This is a genomic window from Candidatus Igneacidithiobacillus taiwanensis (assembly GCF_031962545.1).
GTDB classification, from domain to species: Bacteria; Pseudomonadota; Gammaproteobacteria; order Acidithiobacillales; family Acidithiobacillaceae; genus Igneacidithiobacillus; species Igneacidithiobacillus taiwanensis.
In genome coordinates, this window is sequence record NZ_JAVRKK010000013.1 from 16,683 (window position 1) to 39,866 (window position 23,184).

General features: G+C 59.8%; 17 protein-coding genes. 2 read left to right on the plus strand and 15 right to left on the minus strand.

Features of this window, described 5'->3' with window-relative positions:
• Positions 1-3: 3 nt before the first annotated feature.
• The 7 genes from rlmN to RTI30_RS03585 form a co-directional block, all read right to left on the minus strand.
• Positions 4-1,092, minus strand: coding sequence for a 23S rRNA (adenine(2503)-C(2))-methyltransferase RlmN (rlmN, locus tag RTI30_RS03555; protein ID WP_312262279.1), 1,089 nt, complete (start codon positions 1,090-1,092; stop codon positions 4-6).
• Entirely contained in the window at positions 1,089-1,517 is a 429-nt protein-coding gene (gene ndk / locus RTI30_RS03560) for a nucleoside-diphosphate kinase (protein WP_312262278.1), read from the minus strand. The genes rlmN and ndk overlap by 4 nt, the downstream gene beginning before the upstream one ends.
• An 85-nt stretch (positions 1,518-1,602) precedes the next feature.
• Positions 1,603-2,460: a DUF1641 domain-containing protein gene (locus RTI30_RS03565; protein WP_312262277.1), complete on the minus strand. Its 858-nt coding sequence runs from the start codon at positions 2,458-2,460 to the stop codon at positions 1,603-1,605.
• 64 nt (positions 2,461-2,524) lie between these two features.
• The gene (locus tag RTI30_RS03570) at positions 2,525-3,811 is read right to left on the minus strand and encodes an FAD-dependent oxidoreductase (RefSeq protein WP_312262276.1); all 1,287 of its coding nucleotides are present in this window, start codon (positions 3,809-3,811) and stop codon (positions 2,525-2,527) included.
• 84 nt (positions 3,812-3,895) lie between these two features.
• Positions 3,896-4,900, minus strand: coding sequence for an ABC transporter ATP-binding protein (locus RTI30_RS03575; RefSeq protein WP_312262275.1), 1,005 nt, complete (start codon positions 4,898-4,900; stop codon positions 3,896-3,898).
• A complete protein-coding gene (locus RTI30_RS03580) occupies positions 4,901-5,713 on the minus strand; it encodes an ABC transporter permease subunit (protein ID WP_312262274.1) in 813 nt (270 codons plus the stop codon).
• A gap of 61 nt (positions 5,714-5,774) precedes the next feature.
• Positions 5,775-6,719, minus strand: coding sequence for an RluA family pseudouridine synthase (locus tag RTI30_RS03585; protein ID WP_312262273.1), 945 nt, complete (start codon positions 6,717-6,719; stop codon positions 5,775-5,777).
• Positions 6,720-6,909: 190 nt separating this feature from the next.
• Here RTI30_RS03585 and RTI30_RS03590 point away from each other — a divergent pair, with 190 nt between their 5' ends.
• Positions 6,910-9,192, plus strand: coding sequence for an Rne/Rng family ribonuclease (locus tag RTI30_RS03590; RefSeq protein WP_312262272.1), 2,283 nt, complete (start codon positions 6,910-6,912; stop codon positions 9,190-9,192).
• 29 nt (positions 9,193-9,221) lie between these two features.
• Here RTI30_RS03590 and RTI30_RS03595 read toward each other — a convergent pair whose 3' ends face one another.
• From RTI30_RS03595 to gltX, 3 genes are read right to left on the minus strand one after another with little or no spacing between them, the layout of a single operon-like run.
• On the minus strand, positions 9,222-9,689 hold the full coding sequence (locus RTI30_RS03595; protein WP_312262271.1) for a low molecular weight protein-tyrosine-phosphatase: 468 nt from the start codon (positions 9,687-9,689) through the stop codon (positions 9,222-9,224).
• Complete coding sequence (gene cysS / locus RTI30_RS03600) at positions 9,689-11,080, minus strand: cysteine--tRNA ligase (RefSeq protein ID WP_312262270.1); 1,392 nt, start codon at positions 11,078-11,080, stop codon at positions 9,689-9,691. The genes RTI30_RS03595 and cysS overlap by 1 nt, the downstream gene beginning before the upstream one ends.
• A 7-nt stretch (positions 11,081-11,087) precedes the next feature.
• Positions 11,088-12,485, minus strand: coding sequence for a glutamate--tRNA ligase (gene gltX / locus RTI30_RS03605; RefSeq protein ID WP_312262269.1), 1,398 nt, complete (start codon positions 12,483-12,485; stop codon positions 11,088-11,090).
• Between the two features lie 74 nt (positions 12,486-12,559).
• On the opposite strand from gltX, the gene RTI30_RS03610 reads away from it, so the two are divergent.
• Positions 12,560-15,037 (plus strand): PBP1A family penicillin-binding protein, encoded by a 2,478-nt coding sequence (locus RTI30_RS03610; protein ID WP_312262268.1) that lies wholly within the window; start codon positions 12,560-12,562, stop codon positions 15,035-15,037.
• Positions 15,038-15,059: 22 nt separating this feature from the next.
• Here RTI30_RS03610 and purL read toward each other — a convergent pair whose 3' ends face one another.
• From purL to dapA, 5 genes are read right to left on the minus strand one after another with little or no spacing between them, the layout of a single operon-like run.
• Positions 15,060-18,914, minus strand: coding sequence for a phosphoribosylformylglycinamidine synthase (gene purL / locus RTI30_RS03615; RefSeq protein WP_312262267.1), 3,855 nt, complete (start codon positions 18,912-18,914; stop codon positions 15,060-15,062).
• A gap of 22 nt (positions 18,915-18,936) precedes the next feature.
• On the minus strand, positions 18,937-19,650 hold the full coding sequence (gene purC, locus RTI30_RS03620) for a phosphoribosylaminoimidazolesuccinocarboxamide synthase (RefSeq protein WP_312262266.1): 714 nt from the start codon (positions 19,648-19,650) through the stop codon (positions 18,937-18,939).
• A complete protein-coding gene (purB, locus tag RTI30_RS03625) occupies positions 19,647-20,954 on the minus strand; it encodes an adenylosuccinate lyase (protein ID WP_312262265.1) in 1,308 nt (435 codons plus the stop codon). The genes purC and purB overlap by 4 nt, the downstream gene beginning before the upstream one ends.
• Entirely contained in the window at positions 20,951-22,099 is a 1,149-nt protein-coding gene (locus RTI30_RS03630) for an outer membrane protein assembly factor BamC (RefSeq protein WP_312262264.1), read from the minus strand. Before RTI30_RS03630 ends, purB begins: the two co-directional genes overlap by 4 nt.
• A 14-nt stretch (positions 22,100-22,113) precedes the next feature.
• Positions 22,114-23,016 (minus strand): 4-hydroxy-tetrahydrodipicolinate synthase, encoded by a 903-nt coding sequence (gene dapA / locus RTI30_RS03635; RefSeq protein ID WP_312262263.1) that lies wholly within the window; start codon positions 23,014-23,016, stop codon positions 22,114-22,116.
• Between the last annotated feature and the right edge of the window lie 168 nt (positions 23,017-23,184).

Here is a 23,184-nt window from a genome sequence, read left to right on the forward strand (position 1 = left end):
ACCTCAATTCGTTAGTCGCAACGGAATACTGCTACGCCCAGCACGTACCTGCCCCGCGAGTTGGCCACAAGCAGCGTCGATGTCTTCGCCTCTGGTCTTGCGGGTTACCGTCATCAAGCCGGCACGCAAGATGATCTCCCGGAAGGCATCGATGCGGGCCGGACTGCTGCGCCGATACTTCGTCTGCGGAAAGGGGTTGAAAGGAATCAGGTTCACCAACGCGGGAATACCTTGCAACAGGCGCACCAACTCCCGCGCATGCTGGTCTTGATCGTTGATGCCGTCGAGCATCACATACTCAAACGTAATCCGGCGCCGCGGCGGCAGAGGATACTGGCGACAGGCGTCGAGCAGCTCTGCCAAAGGGTAATGTCGATTGATGGGCACCAACTCATCGCGAATCGCATTTTGCGTCGCATGCAAACTGATCGCCAAGTTCACCGGGCTCTCCTTGCCCAGCTGGGCAAGCCCGGGCAAGACGCCAGCGGTACTGACCGTGACCCGCCGCGAGCTCAAACCATAGGCGAAATCATCCAGCAGCAGACGGATCGCCGGCAAGACTTGCTTTAGATTGAGCAGCGGCTCGCCCATTCCCATGAACACCACATTGCTGATGGCGTCTAAACCGAGTTCCTGACGAGCAATGCGCACTTGGGCAATGATTTCGTGGGTCTGCAAATTACGATTCAGCCCCTGGGCGCCGGTCGCACAGAAACTGCAGGCCAAGGAGCAGCCGACTTGCGAGGAAATGCACAGAGTACCCCGGTCATCCTCAGGAATGAATACGGTTTCGATGGCATTGCCATCTTCGAGACCCAGCAGCCACTTGCGAGTGCCATCGGCCGCCTGTTGGGCGCGCAAAACGGTAGGCTCGCTGAGGTCGACATCACTGGCCAACCGCGCCCGCAAGGACTTGCTGATATTGCTCATCAGGGAAAAATCCGTTACCTGACGAGTATGCAGCCACTGCAGAATTTGTGCGGCACGAAAACGCGGCTCTCCCCAATCCATCAACAACCCCTCGAGACCCATTCGATCGAGTCCGAGGAGCTTGGGGCGGCCAACGACCGGGTTGTCGATGGCAGCGCTCATGGGCGCGGGCAGAGCTCCCGCTGAGAGAAAAAGTAGGAAATTTCCCAAGCTGCGCTTTCGGCACTATCGGAACCATGCACTGCATTGGCATCGATACTGTCGGCAAAATCCGCACGAATGGTGCCCGGCGCCGCATCTTTGGGGTTGGTGGCACCCATGAGATCGCGGTTTTTGGCGATGGCACCCTCCCCTTCAAGAACCGACACCAGCACCGGACCGCTGCTCATGAAGGCGCAGAGCTCGCCATAGAACGGGCGGGCCTTGTGTACCGCGTAAAACCCTCCCGCATCTTCGGCGCTGAGCTGCAGCATGCGCGATGCAACGATGCGCAAGCCAGCGTTTTCGAAGCGGCTCAAGATGGCGCCGATGGCATTTTTCTGCACGGCATCCGGCTTGATGATGGAAAGGGTGCGCTCAAGAGCCATAGATATCCTCGTAGGTAGACCATAAAATACCGCGATGCTACCACTAGCCCCGCCCCAGGGGCAATTTACCTCAGCCGCAAGCCGCTCACGCCGCCGATTTTTCCGCCGGCAAGACGCCCGCCTTTTGCAGATACACCGGTAAAGCTGCCATTACGCGCATACCGCGCTGTACATCGGGATCTTTCAGCATGTGGTACAAGCCAGAAATTCCTCCGGCCTTACCCTTTGCCTCATGTTCGGCGGCATCGGCAAGGGCATGCGCCATGGCCTTACTCGAGTGCAAGAGGGTAGCGATGCTGCTTAGTAGAGGGCTCTTTTCCTGTTCTTCGATGAGTTGGCCGAGCAACGACTCGACCGGGATGGTCTCTGCCATGAGCCCAATTTGTCGACTCAGGTCGGCAATGCGATCCAGGTTACCGTCTTCCTGCAACTGCCGCAGCAAGCGCAGGGCGGCGACGATGCTCTCGTCCGCCCGCGTCTCTTCCCATAGATCACCCAATTTTTTGAGTTGCCCAACCAGATCGTTGCCAACGGGACCCTGCACAAAGGCCGCGACGGCTTGCAGCCGCGGCAGTAGCTCGCCGAGCAGTTGCAGCGCCTGGGGCAAAACCGCCCAGGGAATTTCCTGCAGTACGGCCAACATTTGTGGCACGAAACTCTGCAAAAGTGCTGCATTATCGCGCAAGAAGCCCGCATTCTCGCGCACCCAGCGTAGAATCCCCGCTTCCCGCAGGGCGCTCAGGGTTGCCAACAACTCATCGATACTGCCGTCGAGCTGATAACGCTCATTCCAGTCACCGAGCCGCAGGGCCACACCCATGGCCGCCGCACTCGCGGGACTGCCCAAAAAGGATTCTGTGCCGTTAACGAGGTCTCCCAAACGCGCCAGCCCAGCCCATTGTTCGGGGCTAAGATTAGGCGCAACCGTTTGTTCTGTGGTCATACTACTCTCCTTTATTGTCATGCAAGAAAAAGGCGGGGGGCCACGCCCCCCGAGATTTTTCTCTCTACGCGGCAAAAACCTTTTCAGCAAGGAGTTTAGAGGCATCCAAGCCCCACTCCGGCATCTTACCGCGGGTTTTGAAGAAGAGATTCTTGTACTGCATCTTCAGCAAGAATGGCACATGCCCCATCTTGAGTACCTGATCGGGGCCGCCGAACCAGCTATTGGAACGAATGTAGAATGCCTGATTGCCTCCCATATCGCCGATGCAATAAACCACTGGCTCCAGCTCTTTGTCTGCCTCGGCAGCGCTCATCCGCCCGAGATCCTTGGCAATTTGTTTGGCCACGATCTCGCCCTCGGCATGACCGATGCCGCCAAGTTTGGGAACGGTAATTGCCGCTGCATCCCCTGCCGCAAAGACATTGGGATACTTGGGGTTACGCATGGTGGTGTCGGTGATGACGAAGCCTTCACTATCGGAAATGGGCAGACCTTTGAGGAAATCGTGAGGCACCCAGTCCGGGAAGATGATTTTCATCTCTGCTTCGATGGTTTGGCCACTAGCGAGTTCGACCCCGTCCTTCGTGATGCGAGTGATATCTTTGCCATTATTGACGTAGTTGAAGCCCATTCCAGAAGCGATTTTGAGTAGATTACCGACAACTTGCTCGCCGGCATCTTCGGCAATCAAGGCAGCGGGGGTAAAGACCGTAACCTTTTCCGGACCGCCCATACCGTGCTCCTTGAGCCAGGTAGCGGTAGCGAGCATGGTCTCCACTGGCGGGCCTTCACAGGCAGCTTCCGCACTCGGAAAGGCGTGACCGCCGTAGAGCTTGATGTCCTTGGTGCCGTCGCCTTGATGGAAGCGCGCCGAGCCGATGGCGATGGGGCCGCCTTTGTATTCCTCATGCAGATAACGGCGCATTTTGTTGCCGTAATAGAAGTCGGTACAGGTATGACCATGTTCGGCAAAACCCTCGATTTTGTCGAAGGCCAAGCGATTACCGACGGCAACCACGACATAATCATAGGTGAGCGATTCTGGCGCGGCTCCAGGACGCTCGTTGGGTACAAAGTCGACTCGCTTGGCGTCTACATCCAGCGCCTTTACTTCTCCCTGGATGAATTCGATATCATCCTCTGCCAACGTGCTGCGCAATCCCATGGCCAAGGTTTTGCTGGGGTCGCGCCCTTCAAAGACTTCGGCAGGAATATTCGGCACAAAAAGCAGATAATCCTTGCGGTCGATTACGGTGATACGCGCCGCATCACCACAAAACTGACGAATTTTCTGGGCGGCACCTAGGCCCGCGAAATTACCTCCCAAGACTACAACATGCGGTTTCATTCATTACACTCCTTCGTTTGACCACGAATATTTATAGTGTAGACCATGAAATCGCATCGTGCTGGAATAATATAATCACATCTTTTACTGTGCAGGCCAGAGGAGGAGATTTTCGCGCGGCAGAATGACACTTCGGTAAGTCGATGGCGTCTTAGCTATACCGAGAAAACGACCTTCGAGGGGCAGTGGTGCGACGGTTACAAAACGCGTCCACAGGGTTTCTTCGCGGTATTCGGCAAAAGTGCAGGCAAGAGCATTTTCGTTAGCGTCCGGCGCCTCAGCAGAAACGCGCACATGCTCCGAGCGAATCGCCAATTCCACGGCGTTACCAGCAACCAGCCCGCGCGGGCCGCGCGCGCGCAGACGCCAAGAGGGCCCGACAATCCAATAGTCGCCCTCCCCCACAACACTCTCGATACGCCCGCCAAAGAAATTTTCTACCCCAAGGAATTGGGCCACCTGCACACTTGGCGGCTCGCGAAAGACGGCGGCTGGTTTTCCCACACCCTGCAGCTTGCCGTCCAAGAGGATCGCCATGCGATCGGCGCGGGCGCAAAGGCCAACGTCGTGGGATACCACCAGCAGCGGTACCTCGAAGCTCTGGGATTCCTCGACCAGGGCACTGACGATCTCGTCACGGGTCTGCACATCGAGGGCAGAGGTAGGCTCATCGAGTAGGAGCAACCTGGGTTTACGTGCCATTGCCCGCGCCAAGGCCACGCGCTGCTTCTGCCCGCCGGAAAGCTGCGCCGGGTACTGGTCGGCAAGGCGAAGCAGACCGACCCGATCGAGGAGCTCCAGAGCCTCGCGCCGCCGCTGCGCCCGCGGTCCTGGCAAGGGAAAGGCGACGTTTTGCCAGACGCGCAAGTGCGGAAACAGGGCGTAGCCCTGGGGAAGATAGCCCAAGGGACGCTGCTCTACGGGGAGATCGCCCCAAGGCTCTACCTGCCCGGGTAGAAGCCCGAGTACAGCGCGCAGGAAGCTGCTCTTTCCCGCCCCAGAACGACCAAGCAAGATGGTCAGCCCCTCCACCTCGAGCTCGATGTCGAGGCGGATGGGCTGCTGCAGATGGCAGCGCAGACGCAGCATTCAGAGCACCCGGCTTTGCCGCCGCGAGCGCAGACCCACCCAGAGCGGCAGCGGTATGGCGACCAGAAAAAACACCCAAAGTAAAGGGTAAACCGCGTCCAGCCCGATATCCTGTAGATTTTGATAGAGCTGCACGGGTATACCCATAGGAAAGTAGGCGACGATGAGCACGACACCAAATTCGCCCATGGCGCGTACCCAAGCAAGAGCAACCGCACCGGCCAGACCCAGACGGGCAAGAGGCATCGTCACCAGCCAAAAGCTTTGCCAGGGCGTTTTGCCAAGGGTGCGGCTGATTTCTTCGAGCTCCTTGGGTACGGCGCCAAAGGCAGCACGGGCGGAGAGTATGTAATAGGGCATGGCGGCATAGACCTGGGCGACCACAAAGGCGGGTGCCGTATTGACCAACACCAAGCCCCAGCGCGAAAGCAGGGTACCCACGGCGGCGTACGGTCCAAAAAAAGTGGCCAGGAGGATACCGAGGGCCAGAGGTGGGGTGAGCAAAGGCACGAGGAGGAGACCATCGAGTACAGGCGTCCAACGCGACTGACGCCGGGTCATCCACCAAGCGAGCGGGGTGCCGAGGAGGATACAAATACTCAAAGAAATGGCGCTATACGATAAAGAGACCCGAATAGCGTGTACATCTCCCGGTGCAAAATGCAGGCGTTGCCAGTTCATTGCCAAAAACATCTCGGAAAATGGCGCGAGCAAGCCGGCAATGATCAATAGCGAGAGGAACCCCAAAGCCATTGCCCCCCAGCGCCCTTGCCCAGCTCGCGGTACTCTCCGTGGCGTTGTAGTCGAATCCATACGACGATCCTAGACCGGGGCATCCTTCCGAAGCAAGCCGATGGGGCGCTGGCGACTTGCTTTAGGCCGATGCCAGATTTTGGAGATAGCCCTCCAGCTCCGGCGGCAGGGGGGCCTCTACGCGAATTACCCGCTGGTCGCGCGGATGTGGGAAGGTCAGACGGCTAGCGTGCAAAAAAAGGCGGCGCAGGCCGCGCTCCCGAGCCAGCCGGTTCGCTTGCTCGTCGCCATAGCGCTCGTCACCGAGAAGGGAATGACCAATAGCCTGCAAGTGCACGCGAATCTGATGGGTGCGGCCGGTATCGAGCACCGCTTCGACAAGGGTGCTGTCGGCAAAGCGCTGCTGTACAGTAAAGTGAGTACGCGCTTCCTTGCCCGCCTCGGTATCGACGCGCACGATCCGCTCCCCGGAGCGCAGAACATTCTTGCGCAGGGCCAAGTCCACCCGCTGTTCGTTGGCGGTCCAGCATCCCTGGGTGAGTCCGAGATAAACCTTCTGGAATTCTCCCTCGCGCAGACTGGCATGCAACTGCCGCAAGCCCGAACGCCGCTTGCTCAAAAGCAAACAGCCGGAGGTTTCGCGATCGAGACGGTGCACGAGTTCCAACTCGCGCAGCTCTGGGCGCAACGCGCGCAACGCTTCGACGACCCCCCAAGCAATCCCTGACCCGCCATGTACCGCCAGGCCGCTGGGCTTGTCGAGTACCAGAACGCGATCGTCTTCGTAGAGAATGCGGGTGTTGAGATCGTCGCCAAGGCGCGAAGGAACCTTGGGCGTGGGCGGTGTATCCGCTACCCGCAGCGGCGGCACGCGCACCTGATCGCCCTGCAAAAGATGATACTGCGCCTTGGCGCGCCCCTTGTTCACCCGCACCTCGCCGCTGCGCAAAATTTTGTAGATGTGGGAGCGCGGCACCCCTTTCATCACCCGCAACAGAAAATTGTCGAGCCGTTGACCTGCTTCTGCCTCACCGATCTCCAGGTAACGAACCCCGGTCTCTACCATGCTCCCACTCCCGTCTTGCGCATTGCGATTCTATTCGTTTCTGTCATATATTGCGATCTAAGCCGCGCTGCAGTGAAAGTGCACCGGCCGAATGCCACGGTATTTGCACCGGTTGCGACCGGTTATGCTGCCCAGTTCACAGAATACGTAGCGCTCCCCGTTATGGGTTTGAGCGCCGGAGAAACGAGTGATGAAAAGAATGTTGATCAACGCCACCCACGCCGAAGAGCTGCGGGTGGCCCTTGTGGATGGCCAAAAGCTTCTCGACCTGCACCTCGAACACGCCTTTCGCGAACAGAAAAAAAGCAACGTATACAAGGGTCGAATCACCCGCATCGAGCCCAGTCTCGAAGCCGCCTTTGTCGATTATGGTGCCGAGCGTCACGGGTTTTTGCCCCTAAAGGAAATCTCCCGCGAATATTTCCAGCAGCAGGAATCCGGGCGCAAGCGCATTCAAGAATTGGTGCGCGAAGGGCAGGAAGTCATCGTCCAGGTCGACAAGGAAGAACGCTCGAGCAAGGGCGCAGCGCTAACCACCTTTGTGAGCCTGGCCGGGCGCTACTTGGTACTCATGCCCAACAATCCGCGCGCCGGTGGGGTCTCGCGGCGTATCGAGGGTGATGATCGCGCGCAGATTCGTCAACATCTACAAATGCTGGATATCCCGCCAGACATGGGCGTGATTGCCCGCACCGCCGGCATCGGGCAGGATTTTGAAGCACTGCAGCGAGATCTCGAATATCTCAAGCAGATTTGGGAAGCCATAGTTGCCGCCGCTGCGGAACGACCGGCTCCCTTCTTGATTTACCAAGAGGGCAACGTCGTCGTTCGTGCCCTGCGCGATCATTTTTCCGAGGATATCGGCGAAATCTTGATCGACGAGCCCTCGGCCTTCGAGGCGGCGCAACAGTTCATGAGCGCTATGATGCCGCACATGCTGCCGAGGTTGAAGAAATACGAAAATGACATTCCCCTCTTCAGCCGCTACCAAATCGAACAGCAGATCGAATCAGCCTTCAGTCGCGAGGTTCGCCTCGAGTCGGGTGGTGCCATCGTCATCGATCACACCGAAGCACTGGTTGCCATCGATATCAACTCGGGCAAGTCCACCAAAGGGCAGGATATTGCCGAAACGGCCTTCCAGACGAATCTCGAGGCTGCTGAAGAAATTGCGCGGCAAATCCGACTCCGCGACATTGGCGGGCTGATCGTCGTCGATTTCATCGACATGGAATCGCCCAAGCACCAGCGCGAGGTCGAAACCCGCATCCGCGAGGCCCTGAAAATCGATCGGGCACGGGTGCAGGTGGGCCGGATTTCCCGTTTTGGTCTGCTCGAAATGTCGCGCCAACGCCTTGGCGCGAGCCTTGACGAGGCTACGTATGAGCCCTGCCCGCGCTGTAGCGGCACGGGGCAGATTCGCGGTTGCGAGGGTACCGCTTTGCATGTGCTCCGTCTCCTCCATGAAGAGGCCTTGAAGCGGCACTGCAGCGAGGTCGAATGTCAAGTGCCCATCGATGTGGCGGTCTATCTGCTCAACGAAAAACGCCAAGCAATACTAGAGCTCGAGGCACGCAGTGGCGTCCGTATCAACATCATCCCTAATCCCGCCCTCCTCACCCCCCATTACGACATACAGCGCATCAAGGGCGAGGGCGCGAGCGAGGTGCGGCCGCCCGAAGCCAAACCCACGGCCGTGCCGCAGCGTCCAAGCAAGGCAGCGAGTAACAACACCGCAGCCATTACCCCCCTTACCGCCCCGCCGCCGCCAGAGCAGCTGCCGCCACCACGGGTGGTGAAAAGCGGTAAGGCTGCTGCCCCAGTGGTGCAGCAAGAGGAAGGGATTTTGGCGCGCTTGGTACGCGCCTTGGTGTCTCGCTACGTGCCCATGGATGCCCAGACCTTTGCTGCCCTAACGGGGCTTGGTGAACCAGAAGCAACCGCCAACAATGCCGAGTCGGGCACAGACAACGAGGCGGAGCGTGGTGGGCGCCGTCGTCGTCGTGGTGGTCGGCGGGCCCGTGCCCGCCGGCAGCACAGTGGTGAAGCGTCGACCGCTCTCGACGCAAGAGGCAGCGACGAGGATGCCGAGCCCGAGGAAATGGCGGATACGATCCCGCCAGCAGTAGAGGGCGGCATGGTCGATGAAGAGTTGCGCTATCCCGGTGCCGTGCCCGCGGCCGATGACTGGCATCGTATGATGGTTCCCGCCAGTGCCCTTGCCGCTACCAAGAGCAACGCCGAAACACCCGCACAAGCTGCATCAACCGAGGCTATAGTCGAGCCTGCGCTCGACTCGCCATCCTCGGTGGAGTCTGAAACATCTGTCGAAATGGCAGCGTCGGCGCCCGATCTTGGGGTAGCCGATGTGTCTGGGCTTGCAGATAGCTCAGTACCGGAACTTGTGTCGGCAAACGAAGAACCAGCGGACTTTGTGCCCAAAGGACAGGGGGATTTGCTCGAGGGAGGCTAGACGAGGGCGGCAGGGATGCCGCCTGTTTACTAGCTTTCCTTCTTATCGATGCGTTGCAAAAAGGCCTCGGCGGCCTGGCGGATTTGTTCTGCGCAGGCAAGAAAATCATCCAGGTTTCCCCAGTAGGGATCGGCAACCTCGAGAGCTGTGGGATGCTGGAGAAAGGGATCGCGTAAGAGGCCCAGCCGAGCCTTGCAGTCGCTCCCGGCGAGTGCCCGAAGCCGGTGCAGATTATCGCCATCCATGGCCAAGATCCAATCGAAATGGGAAAAATCTGCCTCGTTGACTTGCCGTGCCCGCAGATCGCCAATGGCGATACCAAGTTCGGCGCTGGCGCGCTGGGCACGACGATCAGGAGGCTCGCCCACGTGATAATCTGCGGTTCCGGCAGAGTCGATTTCCCACGCCAGCCCCCGTTGTGCCGTAAGTTGTCGAAAAATACCCTCCGCCATCGGAGACCGACAAATATTTCCCAAACAAACCAAGAGCAATTTCATCAGCGCCGCCGCCAGCTGCTGCCGCCGGTACCGTCCTCGATAACGATACCAGCGGCGTCGAGCTCGGCGCGAATGGCGTCAGCGCGAGCAAAATCGCGTGCAGCGCGCGCTGCTTGGCGCGCCGCCAGACGCTCTTCAATCCAAGCCACATCGCTGTTATCGCCCTGGAAAAATTGCTCCGGATCTTGTTGCAAGAGCCCGAGGATGCCGCCAAGCTTGCAAAGCAAGGCCGCCAGGGGGGGCGCCAGTTCACTGCCTTGTTCTCGCAGGCGATTGATTTCTCGCGCCAAATCGAAGAGTGCCGCAATCGCCTCTGGGGTATTCGCATCGTCTGCCAGCGCTTGTAGAAAACGTGTTTCCCAATCGCTACCCAAGCCGTCGACGAGTTCGTGCTTGGGCACGCCGCGCAGCGCGGTGTAGAGGCGCGACAGGGCACTCTGCGCCGCGCTGAGGGCGTCGTCGGTGTACTGCAAGGGGCTGCGGTAGTGGCTACTGAGAATGAAAAAACGCAAAGCCTCGCCGCCAAAAATCGGTAGCAAATCGCGCACGGTTACGAAGTTACCGAGAGATTTGGCCATTTTTTCACTGCCAACGCGAATATGACCATTGTGCAACCAATAGCGAGCGTAGGCACAGCCCACTCCTTGTGCCTGGGCAATTTCATTTTCATGATGGGGAAACTGCAGATCGAGACCGCCCCCATGAATATCAAAATTGCAGCCCAAGGCTTCGGTGGACATGGCCGAGCACTCGATATGCCAACCCGGACGTCCTGGTCCCCAGGGCGATGGCCAAGCTGGCTCTCCCGGCTTTGCCGCTTTCCACAGGGCGAAGTCGAGGGGATCGCGCTTCTCCTCGCCGGCCTCGATGCGCGCTCCCACCTGTAGCTCGTCGAGGCTGCGCCCGGAAAGCTTGCCGTACTCGGGAAAGCTGCGCACGGCATAATACACATCACCATTGTTGGCCACGTAGGCATGGTCTTTTGCAATGAGCTGCTCGATGAGGTGCTGCATGCCTGCAATATGCCCTGTGGCGCGTGGCTCCAGATCAGGAGGTTGGCAACCCAAGGCCTGCTCATCCGCATGCATGGCAGCAATGAAGCGCTCGGTAAGAGCCGTGATATCCTCGCTGTTCTGCGCCGCACGTTGGATGATTTTGTCGTCGATATCGGTGATGTTGCGCACATAGCGCACCTGCAACTTCCAATGACGCAGAATGCGCACCCAGGTATCGAAGGTGACCATGGCGCGGGCGTGACCGAGGTGGCAGTAGTCGTAGACCGTCATGCCGCAAACATAAATTCCTACTTGCCCCGCATGCTGCGGAACGAAGGGGACCTTACGACCCTGCATACTATCGTGTAGGTACAACGGCGGTAGCTGGCTGGACATAGTTTCCTCAGGAGGAGATCGGCGTCAGACGGCGGAGAACTTCTGCACGCGGAATCAGAGGCAGGAGTTGCGCGAGTTCCGGCCCCTGGGCCTGCCCGGTGAGCGCCAAGCGCAAGGGATGAAACAATGCCCGCCCCTTCAGCCCGCTGCGTTCGCCCAGACGCTTGCTCCAAGCACGGAAATCCTGGGGTTCCTCCTCGTAGCTACTGCGCGCCGCCTCCCAAAAGGTGGCAGGAATCGCCGATAATTCTGCGCGTACATCGTCCGGTAGAGGCAAAGGTGCAAAACAGCGTTTGGCCCAGTCTACGGCATCGGCGGGTAAGCGAATGTTGTTGCGCACCGCGGCTACGAAATTGCTCAACGCTTCTGCGGGCACCCATTCCGCCAGCAGGTCGCGCAACCAGGCAACGAGAGTGGCGATGTCGCTGTGCTGCACCGCTTGTTCTTGCCAAAACAAGAGTTGCGTCGGGTCGTAATGCGCCGGAGCACGGCCAATCTGCGACAGGGAAAACTCAGCGACCAACCGCTCGTCATCACGCCACTGCGAGTCGGGATAGTGATGCCCCAACTGCCCGAGGTAATTGCGCAGGGCAGCTGGCAAAAAACCTTGCGCGCGCAGATCGCGCAGACTCGCTGCGCCATTGCGCTTGGACAGGGGCTGTCCGTCACTCCCCTGCAGCAACGGAAGATGTGCATATTTCGGCACCGGCAAGCCAAGAGCCTGCAGAATCAGGATCTGCCGCGGCGTGTTCGTCAAGTGATCTTCCCCGCGAATGACCAAATTGATTGCCATCAGCGCATCGTCGAGGGCATTGGCAAAGAAGAACGCAGGTGAGCCATCGCTGCGCCGGATGATGAAATCCCCCAAATCCGCCAAGGCATAACTGCGCTCACCCCAAACCAGATCATCCACACGCAAAACACCCTGCTGCGCTACTGCAAAGCGTAAGCTGGCGGCCTCTCCAGCAGCCAAACGCTCTTGCGCCTGTTGCGCTGGCAAGGCACGGCAGCGTCCGGAATAGCGCGGTGCCTTGCCCGCCTGCCGCTGCGCCTCGCGCTCTGCTTGCAATTCTTCGCTACTGCAAAAACACGGGTAGGCAGCCCCACTATCGAGCAAGCGCTGATAGTACTCGGCATAAATGGGTAGGCGCTCCATTTGGGCATAGGGGCCGTACGGACCACCGCGCTCAGGGCCTTCATCCCAGTCGAGCCCCAACCAGCGCAGGTCGTCGAGCAGGGCTGCGGCCAGCTCCTCGGGGGAACGCGCCTGGTCGGTATCCTCCAACCGTAGCACAAAGCGCCCACCACTCTGTCGTGCCGCAAGGAAGGCAAAGAGTGCAGTACGGGCATTGCCCAGGTGCAGGTAGCCGGTGGGGCTGGGGGCGAAGCGACTCGAAAAAATCATCGTGGTATCATAGGCGGCAAAGGGCCCTGTCGCAATCGACGGGGCTTGATTATAGGTCGCTTTAGGGAAGGTACATGGGCAAAGGAAAGACAAGCTCGGGAGCGCAGAAAACGGCACCCCGCAGGCATTATGGACGTTGGATCCTCATCATCATTGCGCTCCTCATCGCTAATCTGTTCATTGGCGCCGCCATTTTTACCTATCGGATCTGGGCCACATTGCCCCCGGTGCACGAGCTGAAAGAATGGCATCCAGACGAGCCGTTGCGTATCTATGCCGCCAACGGCAGCCTCTTGCAGGTAGTGGGACCACAAATGCGGTATGCGCTGCCCCTCCAGCAGATTCCCCTCAAGCTACAGGAAGCCTTCATTGCTGCCGAAAACTCGCATTTCTATAGCCATAATCCGCTCTATTATCCGGTAAGCCTACCCGGCATTCTGCGCGCATTCGTGGTCGACCTCATCCACATGGCGCCGGTGCAGGGGGCAAGTACCATTCCGGAGCAGGTGGCGCGCAATTTTTACCTGACGCCGCAGAAAACCATTACCCGTAAGGTCGCCGAGATCCTTCTTGCCTATAAGCTGGCCGATCATTTCAGCCGCGCGCAGATTCTCGAGCTCTATCTCAACAAGATCTACCTCGGCCAGGGCGCCTATGGCGTCGAAGCAGCAGCGGAAACCTACTTTGGCAAGCGCGTCGACCAGCTCAGTCTGGGCGAGATGGCAACCATCGCCGGCCTTCCCCCGGCACCGTCGTATCTCAATCCAGTGGTCAACCCGCAATTGGCCATCAAGCGCCGCGACTACGTGCTGCGCCGGATGTATGAGCGCGGCTACATCACCGAGAGCGAAATGGCCGCGGCCAAGACCAAACAAGTCTTGTCGCGCTACCACGAGGCGGCAAGTAACGTTGCCCCCTATGCCACAGACTGGATTGCCAACTGGCTGAGCCAACAATTCGGCACCGATTTTACCTATCGCTCTGGTCTCAAGGTGTATACCAGTATCGACCCCGAGGACCAGCGCGCGGCCAATGAGGCCCTCGAGGTCGGGCTCGAAAACTATGATATGGGCCTGACCAGCCTCGACCCCAAAAGCTATCGCGGTCCCATCGCTCGCTTGCACGGTAGCGCTCTACAGGCAGCTTTGGCTGGTAAACGACCCAGCGAGCTACCTCCCCACGATCCCGCCAATCTGCGCTGGGCGGTCGTGATTTCGAGCTCCGCCAAAAGCGCCGAACTCTCTCTCGAAGGTAAACGAACCGTAACCCTTACCCTGAAAGACGTTTCTTGGGCCCGCGCTCGAGTGGGTGGACCGAAGCCGCGCAGCGTCGATGCCGTGCTGCACCCCGGTGACCTAGTCTGGTTGCGCCCCTACGTGAGTGCGGTAACCGTCGGTAAGGGTCAGGAATGGGGAGCAAACGTCTGGTCTTCGGGTGCTGGCGGATGGCAGCTGACCCAAATTCCCAAGGTGCAGGGGGCAATCGTCAGCCTCGACAGCCACACCGGCGCAATTCTCGCCATCAGCGGCGGCTTCAGTTACGAGCTCAGTCACTTCAACCGCGCGGTATTTGCCTATCGGCAGCCGGGATCGGGCTTCAAGCCCTTCGTTTACGCGGCTGCCATGGACGCACCAGCCCTGCTTGCTTCGGGTAGCAGCACGTATATGACGCCACAAACCTTGATTCCGGACACACCGTTATCCATCACCTTACCCTCGGGTCAAGTCTATACGCCCACCAACTATAGCAATCAGTTTTCCAATACCCCCATCCCAGTCTGGGCGAATCTTGCCTATTCCCACAACGTGCCCAGCGTACGAATCCTCATGGATATCGGGATTCCTTATGCTAGCCAGTACGTGCAACGCTTCGGCTTCCCAGCCAAGCAAATCCCGCAAGTACCTTCTATGGTCTTGGGTTCCGGGGATTTCTCCCCACTACAAATGGCGCGCGGCTATGCGGTCTTCTCCAATGGCGGCTTTTTGGTCAAGCCCTATCTGATTCGCAAGATCGTGGAAAGCAACGGCACTCAGGTCTCCCTACTCGACTGTCCGCTGGGCTATGAACCGCCACCAACGAGTACGAGCGTGCCCCCAGGGGTGGCCTATCTCATGACCGAGATGATGCAGCAGGTGATCAAGATTGGTACCGGTATTGCGGCACAAAGCCTAGGGAGAAGCGACATCGCCGGTAAAACCGGCACCACCAACAATGAAAACAACGCTTGGTTCAATGGCTTTAGTCCTCGAATCACCACCAGTGTCTGGGTCGGCTACGACGATAACCGCAGCATGGGGCGCTGGGCCGCAGGCGCGCGGGAGGCATTGCCCATTTGGATCCACTACATGAAGACCGCCTTGGCCAAGACACCGAGCCTACCTTTCCCGCGCCCGGCATCGGTAACGGGCCCTGCAGAGAGCGCCAGCGCTCCGCCCGGAGTGAGTGATTACCTGACTGGCTACCCACCGGTGGCGAGTGTGACTTCGTCAACGGCAAGCACGGAAAGCGGCACGGGTGAAAAACTGATCGATACGATCAAGAATCTGTTCTAAAGCGTTTTGCGCGGCGAATCCGTTAGGATACGCCGCGATAGGCGTTGCGGAAGATCTCCAACCAAGGGCTGTCCGCGCCCCAGTCGGCAGGATGCCAGCTCATTTGCGCGCTACGCACCACTCGCTCTGGATGCGGCATCAGGATACTGATGCGACCATCCTCCGAGCAGAGCCCGGTAATGCCTGCCGGTGAGCCGTTGGGGTTGGCGGGATAGCGTTGTGCCACCTCACCTGCGGCGTCGATGTAGCGGAGCACCACCGGGGTTTCGTTCGCCGCCTGCCCGGAAAACTCTGCCCTGCCCTCGCCGTGAGCAATGACGATTGGGGCACGCAGCCCCTCCAGCCCGGCAAAGAGCAAAGAGGGTGAGGGCAGCACTTCGACCATAGCCAAACGTGCCTCGAATTGCTCCGAGCGATTGCGGCGGAAACGCGGCCATCCTGCCGCGCCAGGAATCAGCTCGCGTAGTTCTGCCAGCATCTGGCAACCATTGCACACACCAAGGGCGAGGCGGTTGGAGTCGGCAAAATAGTCGGCAAATTGATCCCGCAATTGTGGGTGGTACAGAATCGACTTTGCCCAGCCGGCCCCGGCCCCGAGCACATCACCGTAGGAAAAGCCGCCACAGGCAGCAAATACGGGATAATTGCGAATGTCATCGCGCCCACAAAGGAGATCGCTCATGTGTACGTCGACGGCATCGAAACCACAGCGCACAAAGGCAGCGGCCATTTCGATCTGGCCGTTGACGCCTTCCTCGCGCAAAATGGCCACCCGTGGCCGAGCCTGCCCCAGAGCAGGACTAGGAAAGGCGGCGCGCGACCCCTCCTGCCAGTTGCTATAAAGGCTCGGAGAACTCGCCGCTACCTGGGCGTAGGCCTCTTCCGCTGCGGCGGGATCGTCTCGCAAGGCTTGCATGCGATAACTAGTTTCGGCCCAGGCACGCAAGAGTTCGCTCGCCGCCTCATCGAGCAGGCAGACATCTCCCTGCTCGACACGCAGGCGCCAGTCCACCTGCACCTCGCCTAGACAATGTAAGTGATCTTGCAGGCCAAACGAAGCGGCCAATTCCCGCAACAAGGCAGCGTGGCTGGCACGAACCTGCAGCAAAACCCCGGGTTCCTCCGCAAAAAGAAAGGCGAAGGAATCCGCATGCTCGGGGATGCTGATGCGAAGACCACGGCGGCCCGCAAAGGACATCTCGCAGAGACTGGCCCACAGGCCGCCATCGGAGCGATCGTGGTAGGCCAAGACGATACCTTGCTCACGCAAGCGGCGCAGCCAGTCGAAGGTGGCGCGCAAAAGCTTGGGATCATCGAGGTCAGCAGGCTCCGCACCAATCTGCCCCAAGACCTCGGCAAAGATGGAAGCGCCGAGGCGGCCACGTCCCAAATCCAGCAACCAGACCTGACTATCGTCGACGGCCTGCAGCTGCGGAGTCCAGGTCTGGGTAACATCGGCCACCGGTGCTACGGCGGTAATTACCACACTGAGGGGGCTGGTTACCGATTTCTGCACGCCGTTGTCGGACCAAACGCTCTGCATGGAGAGGGAGTCCTTGCCCACCGGGATACTGAGCTCGAGGGCGGGACAGAGCTCTTCGGCAATGGTGCGCACGGTTTGGTAGAGACGCGCATCTTCACCAGGAACGTTTACTGCCGCCATCCAGTTGGCCGAAAGCTTGATGTGGCCGAGGGCTTGGACATCGGCAGCAAAGAGATTGGTGAGGGCTTCGGCCAAGGCCAAGCGGCCGCTTGCCGGGGCATCGAGGACCGCGACCGGCCCGCGTTCGCCCATGGCCATGGCCTCGCCATGCAAATGCCAGAAGTCACCCGCAGCCACCGCGCAGTCGGCCACCGGCACCTGCCAAGGGCCGACCATCTGATCGCGAGCGATAAGCCCGCCAACGCTGCGATCGCCAATGGTAATCAGAAACTCCTTGCTCGCTACCGTCGGATGGCGTAACACCGCATAGGCCGCTTCGCGAAGGTCCACTCCTGCGGTGACGAGGGCAGCCGTGGGCACTGGCAAGGACTGGGCATCGCGTTGCATGCGCGGCAGGCAACCCAAAAGGGCATCGAGGGAGAGATCGACGGGGTCATCGCCGAGCAGGGTATCCTGCAAATGGAGGCGCTGCCCCTCTTCTGCTTCACCCAAAACCGCCACCGGACAACGTTCGCGCGCACAGAGCGCAAGAAATTCGTCGAGCCGCTCTGGCAATACGGCAAGCACATAGCGCTCTTGCGCCTCGTTGCACCAGATTTCCATGGGCGACATGGCCGGATCTTCGTTGGGAATGGCGCGTAGTTGCAGGCTACCGCCGCGGCCGCCATCGTGGAGCAGTTCCGGTACCGCATTGGCGAGGCCGCCGGCTCCCACGTCATGGATCGCAAGGATGGGAGAATCCGCGCCCATGGCGTTGCAGCGCTCGATCACTTCCTGGGCTCGCCGCTGCATTTCGGGGTTGCCCCGCTGCACCGAGGCAAAATCGAGGCCTTCCTCGCCTGAACCGCTGGCTACACTCGAAGCTGCACCGCCGCCGAGGCCAATGAGCATTGCCGGCCCGCCCAAAACCAGCACCTTGGCGCCAACGGGCAAAGGACGTTTGTGGATCAGCTCCGGGCGAATCTGCCCTACCCCGCCGGCCAGCATGATTGGTTTGTGATAGCCCCAGTGGCGGCCGCCGGCCTCGCCCTCAAAGACGCGAAAATAGCCAGCCACACTGGCACGGCCAAACTCATTATTGAAGGCAGCAGCACCGATGGGCCCCTCGAGCATGATTTCCAACGCTGAGCGGATTCGCGGAGAACGCCCGTAGAAATCCTTCTCCCAGGCCTGTTCATACCCGGGAATACGCAATTGCGAGACCGAGAAACCGCAGAGGCCCATCTTTGCCTTGCCGCCCCGGCCGGTGGCGGCTTCGTCGCGAATCTCGCCGCCGCTCCCGGTTGCCGCACCCGGAAAAGGCGAAATGGCGGTAGGATGGTTATGGGTCTCGACTTTGATGAGAATGGCGAGATTTTCTTCGTGAATTTGATAGCTACCCGTGGGCGCAACAGCAAAATACTGGCTGGGCGCATGAGCGGCAATGACCGCCGCATTATCGTGGTAGGCGGAAAGCGTGCCCTCGGGATGGGCGGCGTGGGTGGAGCGAATCATGCCGAACAGGGTCGTCTGCTGCGGAATACCGTCGAGCCGAAAATCGGCATTGAAGACTTTATGCCGGCAATGCTCGGAATTGGCCTGCGCAAACATCATCAATTCGGCATCGCTGGGGTCGCGCTGCAAGGTCCGAAACAACTGCTCGAGATATTCCAGTTCACTGCTCGACAACGCCAGGCCAAGCTCTTCGTTGACGGCCAAAAGCGCTGGCATACCCTCACGCAGGAAGGGAATGCGCCGAAGCCGACGCGGCTCGGGGTGCGCAAATACCGCATCGGCAGCGGCCCAGTCTTCGAGCACCGATTCGGTAAGGGGGTCGTGCAGAAGACTGAGGAGGACGGCTCGCTGTTGCGATAACAGCGCTGTACTATGCTGGATGTAAAAGGCGATGCCGCGCTCTACCCTGCGCAAGGACGACAGACCGCAAACCTGGGCAATTTCTGTGGCTTTGCTCGACCAGGGCGAGATAGTGCCAAGCCGCGGCACCACCGCAATCTCCATACCTCCGCAATCCTGCTTCCATGCCTCGCCGTAGTCGAGCAGCCTCTCGGCCAGCCGTTGTTCTTGCTCCGTTGGTGCGCCTGACCAATCCAGAAGATGGACGAAGCGCGCAGATAAATCGTCGATGGCAATGCCGGCGGCGCGGATGCGTTGCATCAAGCGTTGCGCGCGAAAAACAGAAAGGGCCTGAGCCCCGCGATGCATGGCGAAGGTCACGGCAAACTCCTAGACAAACCGGCTATGGGAGCGGCACGCCAATGCGACGCGCCACCTCGATGTAGGCCTCCACCACGCCACCCAAATCGCGGCGAAAACGGTCCTTGTCCATCTTTTCCAGGCTCTGGGCGTCCCAAAGACGGCAGCCATCGGGGCTGAATTCATCTCCCAGACGTAGCTCACCATGAAAGCGGCCAAATTCGAGCTTGAAATCGACCAGGATCAAGCCGGCGCGCGCAAAGAGATCCCCCAGCAAGCCATTGACGCGCTCGCTCCAGTGGGTCATCGCCTCGACCTCCGCGGCGCTTGCCCAGCCAAAGCTGCGGATGTGCGAGCGGTTGATCAAGGGATCGTGCAGGGCGTCGCTTTTGTAAAAGAACTCCAGAACCGGCGGCTCGAGTACCCTGCCCTCCTCAATACCCAGACGGCGGGAAAGGGACCCGGCGGCACGGTTGCGCACCACGCACTCCACCGGAATCATCTCCAGGCGCTGCACCACCGCCTCTTGCGGACCGCTGCGGCGCAAAAAATGGGTGGGCACACCAGCCCCTTGCAGATACTCCATGATAAAGGCGTTGAAGGCATTGTTGACTTCGCCCTTGCGCGCCAGTTGCGCCAGTTTCTCGCCATCAAAGGCAGAGGTGTCGTCCTTGAAGTGGAGGATCAACTCATCAGGCTGGTCGCCAGCGTAGACGATCTTGGCTTTTCCCTCGTAGAGCTTCTCGCGCGCGCTCATGCCGGCCGTCCTTCCGGGAAGACGCGAGCGAAGATGGCGTCTATCTGCTGGGTGTGGTAGCCCAAATCAAAGAGCGCCGACAGCTCGGCGGCATTCAGGTACGGCTGCAGATCGGGATCGGCAGCCAGCAGCGCCTGAAAATCCGCGCCTTCCTGCCAAACCCGCATGGCATTGCGCTGCACCAGCCGGTAGGCATCCTCCCGCAACATCCCTTTTTCGGTGAGGGCCAGGAGCACTCGCTGGGAAAAGATCAGACCGTGCATACGCTCGAGGTTTTCGCGCATGCGCTCGGGGTAAACGACCAAACCTTCCAGCAGACCGCTAGCGCGGTGCAGCATGAAATCGAGAACGATGCAGGCATCCGGGCCAATGACGCGTTCGACACTGGAGTGCGAAATATCGCGCTCATGCCACAGGGCAATATCCTCCAACGCCATGCCGGCATAGCCGCGCAGCAGGCGCGCCAGGCCGGTGAGGTTCTCGGAGAGGATGGGGTTGCGCTTGTGAGGCATGGCGGAACTACCCTTCTGCCCAACGCTGAAGGGCTCCTCGGCTTCGAGGACTTCGGTCCGTTGCAGATGGCGGATCTCGATGGCGATTTTTTCGATGGAGCCGCCAATGAGGGCGAGCATATTGAAAAACTCGGCGTGGCGGTCGCGGGAGATGACCTGGGTGCTGGCGAGTTCCGGCTGCAGACCAAGCTCCTTACAAACCGCCTCCTCGATTGCCGGTGCCACATTGGCAAAGGTGCCGACTGCCCCGGAGAGCATCCCCACCGAGACCGTAGCGATGGCCCGCTCCAAACGCTGCAGGTTGCGTTGCGCCTCGGCACGCCAAACCGCCACCTTGAGACCGAAGGTGACGGGTTCGGCATGAATACCGTGGGAGCGGCCAATCATGATCGTATCTTTGTACTTCCAGGCGAGTTGCACCAAAGCACGATCGAGGCGCTGCAGGCCGCTGCGCAGGAGCTGACCGGCGTCCCGTAACTGCAGGGCAAAGCCAGTATCGACCACGTCTGAAGAAGTGAGGCCCTTGTGGATGTAGCGGCTGGAAGGGCCGACAAATTCGGCAACGGAGGTAAGGAAGGCGATTACGTCGTGCTTGACCTCTTTTTCGATCGTATCGATACGCGCTGCATCAAAATTGGCCTTTGCCTCGATTTCGGCGAGATCGGCAGCTGGGATTTCCCCCTTTGCCGCGAGAGCTCGACAAGCCGCCAACTCTACCTGTAACCACGCCCGATATTTTGCTTCTTGGGTCCAGAGTGCGCCCATCTCGGGGCGGGTGTAACGCTCAATCATGAGGCATTCCCTTTATTCGGCTCGAGCGCATTCTGCAGTTTGTCGAGCACCTCGACGGCCGCCTTGCTTTCCTCGTCGCCACTGTTGCCGGATGAGGTCTCCAGCACGCTGCCGTCGCCATCTTTCATGGCCAGCAGGCGCACTCGCACCACCAAGGGCTTGGCAGGTTTGCCGCCGCCCCAGATTCCCTCGATGCTATGCCAGGCATTGGTGAACATACCGCCAAGGATGCCGGAACTCTGTTTTTCTTTACCGCCACGGACCTGCACCGACCAGACCCCTAGAGCCTCGTTGTGCACCGGGTAACCGAGGCTGTTGATGGCCATCTGTACCGCCGGCTGTGCCTTGACGGGCGGCTGATCGAGGACGAGATATGGGCCGAGGTCATCGCGGTAGCGGGTAACCTTGATGACCGGCATTTCGGCCATGACCACCGTTTGTGCCAGCTGCTTTTGCACTGCCTGCAGCAGGTGCCGATTGGCATCGAGATCCGGCTCGTGCGGACTCCAGCTCACCGACTCGGAGGCTGGGCTGATCCACATCCGCTCTTGCTGGAGATGCAGAACCTGCCCACCATCGCTGCCGGGCTGGAGCCGGAAGGTATATTTCATGCGCCGGTTGGAGCCGATGCTATTGCCAAAGAAAGAGGTCAGTCCGCCACGGGTATATTGCCAGTCGGTAACCAGTTCGTTCTTCTCTGGCGAGAATTTCGCTACGGCAATCTTCTGCTCTGCCAAAGCGGCGCGTACTGCGGTCCAAATCTGTTCCGGCTTGGCCGAGGTCTGCAGCGCAAGATCCTTACCCTGCCCAATCAGACTTGCCTGTACCCCGGGCACCGAAGACTCAGCAACGGGCTTTTCTCCGGGCGCCAACCGCGGCTGGAAGACCGCATAACCATTGCTGGTGTCTACCCCCGCTTGCTGCACCGCTTCGCTATCGCTGAGACCGCCACCAGGGACCGTGACCCCGGGCTGTGGCGCCGATGCCAAGAGATCCGGCGGCACCGCCAAGGGCTTGAGTAGCTTGGCGTCGGTGCACGCCGGACCATTGCTGGTCTTGAAGAAGGGAATCCAGGAGCATCCGCTGAGCCCGAGACTCAGGGCGGTGGCAACGGCGACACTACGAGTAATTAGGCGTTTGCGCATGGTGGCAGGCGTACTCATGAGGCACTAGAAAGGGGGGCGCGGTCGGCATGCTGCAGGGCGGCGCGCAGCCGCGCGTGATAGGTTTCTTGCAGTGGTGTCAGCGGTAAACGAATCTGTGGGCCCATGCGTTGCATGTCCGACAGTAACCACTTGACCGGAATCGGGTTGGATTCGACAAAAAGATCGCGATGCAGGGGCACCAAGGCGGCGTTGATGCGCCGCGCCAGGGCAAAGTCACCGGCAAGGGCCGCGTCCATCATCTCGGCCATGGCGCGGGGGACGATATTGGCGGTAACCGAAATGACTCCGCGCGCACCCAGAGCCACCGCAGCCAGGGCCGCACTGTCGTCGCCACTATAGACCTCGATGCTGGCCGCGTGCATCTCACTGAGATGCAGAATCTCGGCAACGCGATCGATCTTACCACTCGCTTCCTTGATGCCTACCACGCAAGGACGCTGCGCCAAGCGCGCAGCAGTCTCCGGAAGGATGTCACCCGAGGTACGACCGGGCACATTATAGAGAATCATCGGAAAGTGGCAGGCATCGGCAATGGCGCTGTAATGTTGAAAGAGCCCTTCCTGGGTAGGCTTGTTGTAGTAGGGTGAGACCAGCAGGGCTGCGTCCGCCTGGGCCTCCATCGCGGCTCGGGTAAGATCGATGGCCTCGGCGGTAGAATTGGCGCCGGTGCCGGCAATGACGGGAATCCTGCCATGCGCCTGCTGGACCACACTGCGAATCACCGCAACATGCTCTTTGACCGAGAGGGTTGCCGACTCACCGGTGGTACCAACGGCAACGATGGCATCGGTACCCTCGGCAATATGCCACTCCACCAGCTCGCGCAAAGCCCGATCATCTACCGCGCCGGTGGAATCCATTGGCGTCACCAGTGCCACCATACTTCCGTGAAACATCACCGCTCTCCAGCGATCAACGCGCATCCGTGAAGCCTGAATGGTACTGGTCGCCGGTAAGCCTTGGCAAGGCAATGTATGCGTCCACCACCTTTGGCACTGTGGTAGATGTTGGAGGAGGAAGGATAGCGGTGGTTTCTGTCCGAGTCGATGGTGTGGCCGTTCGGC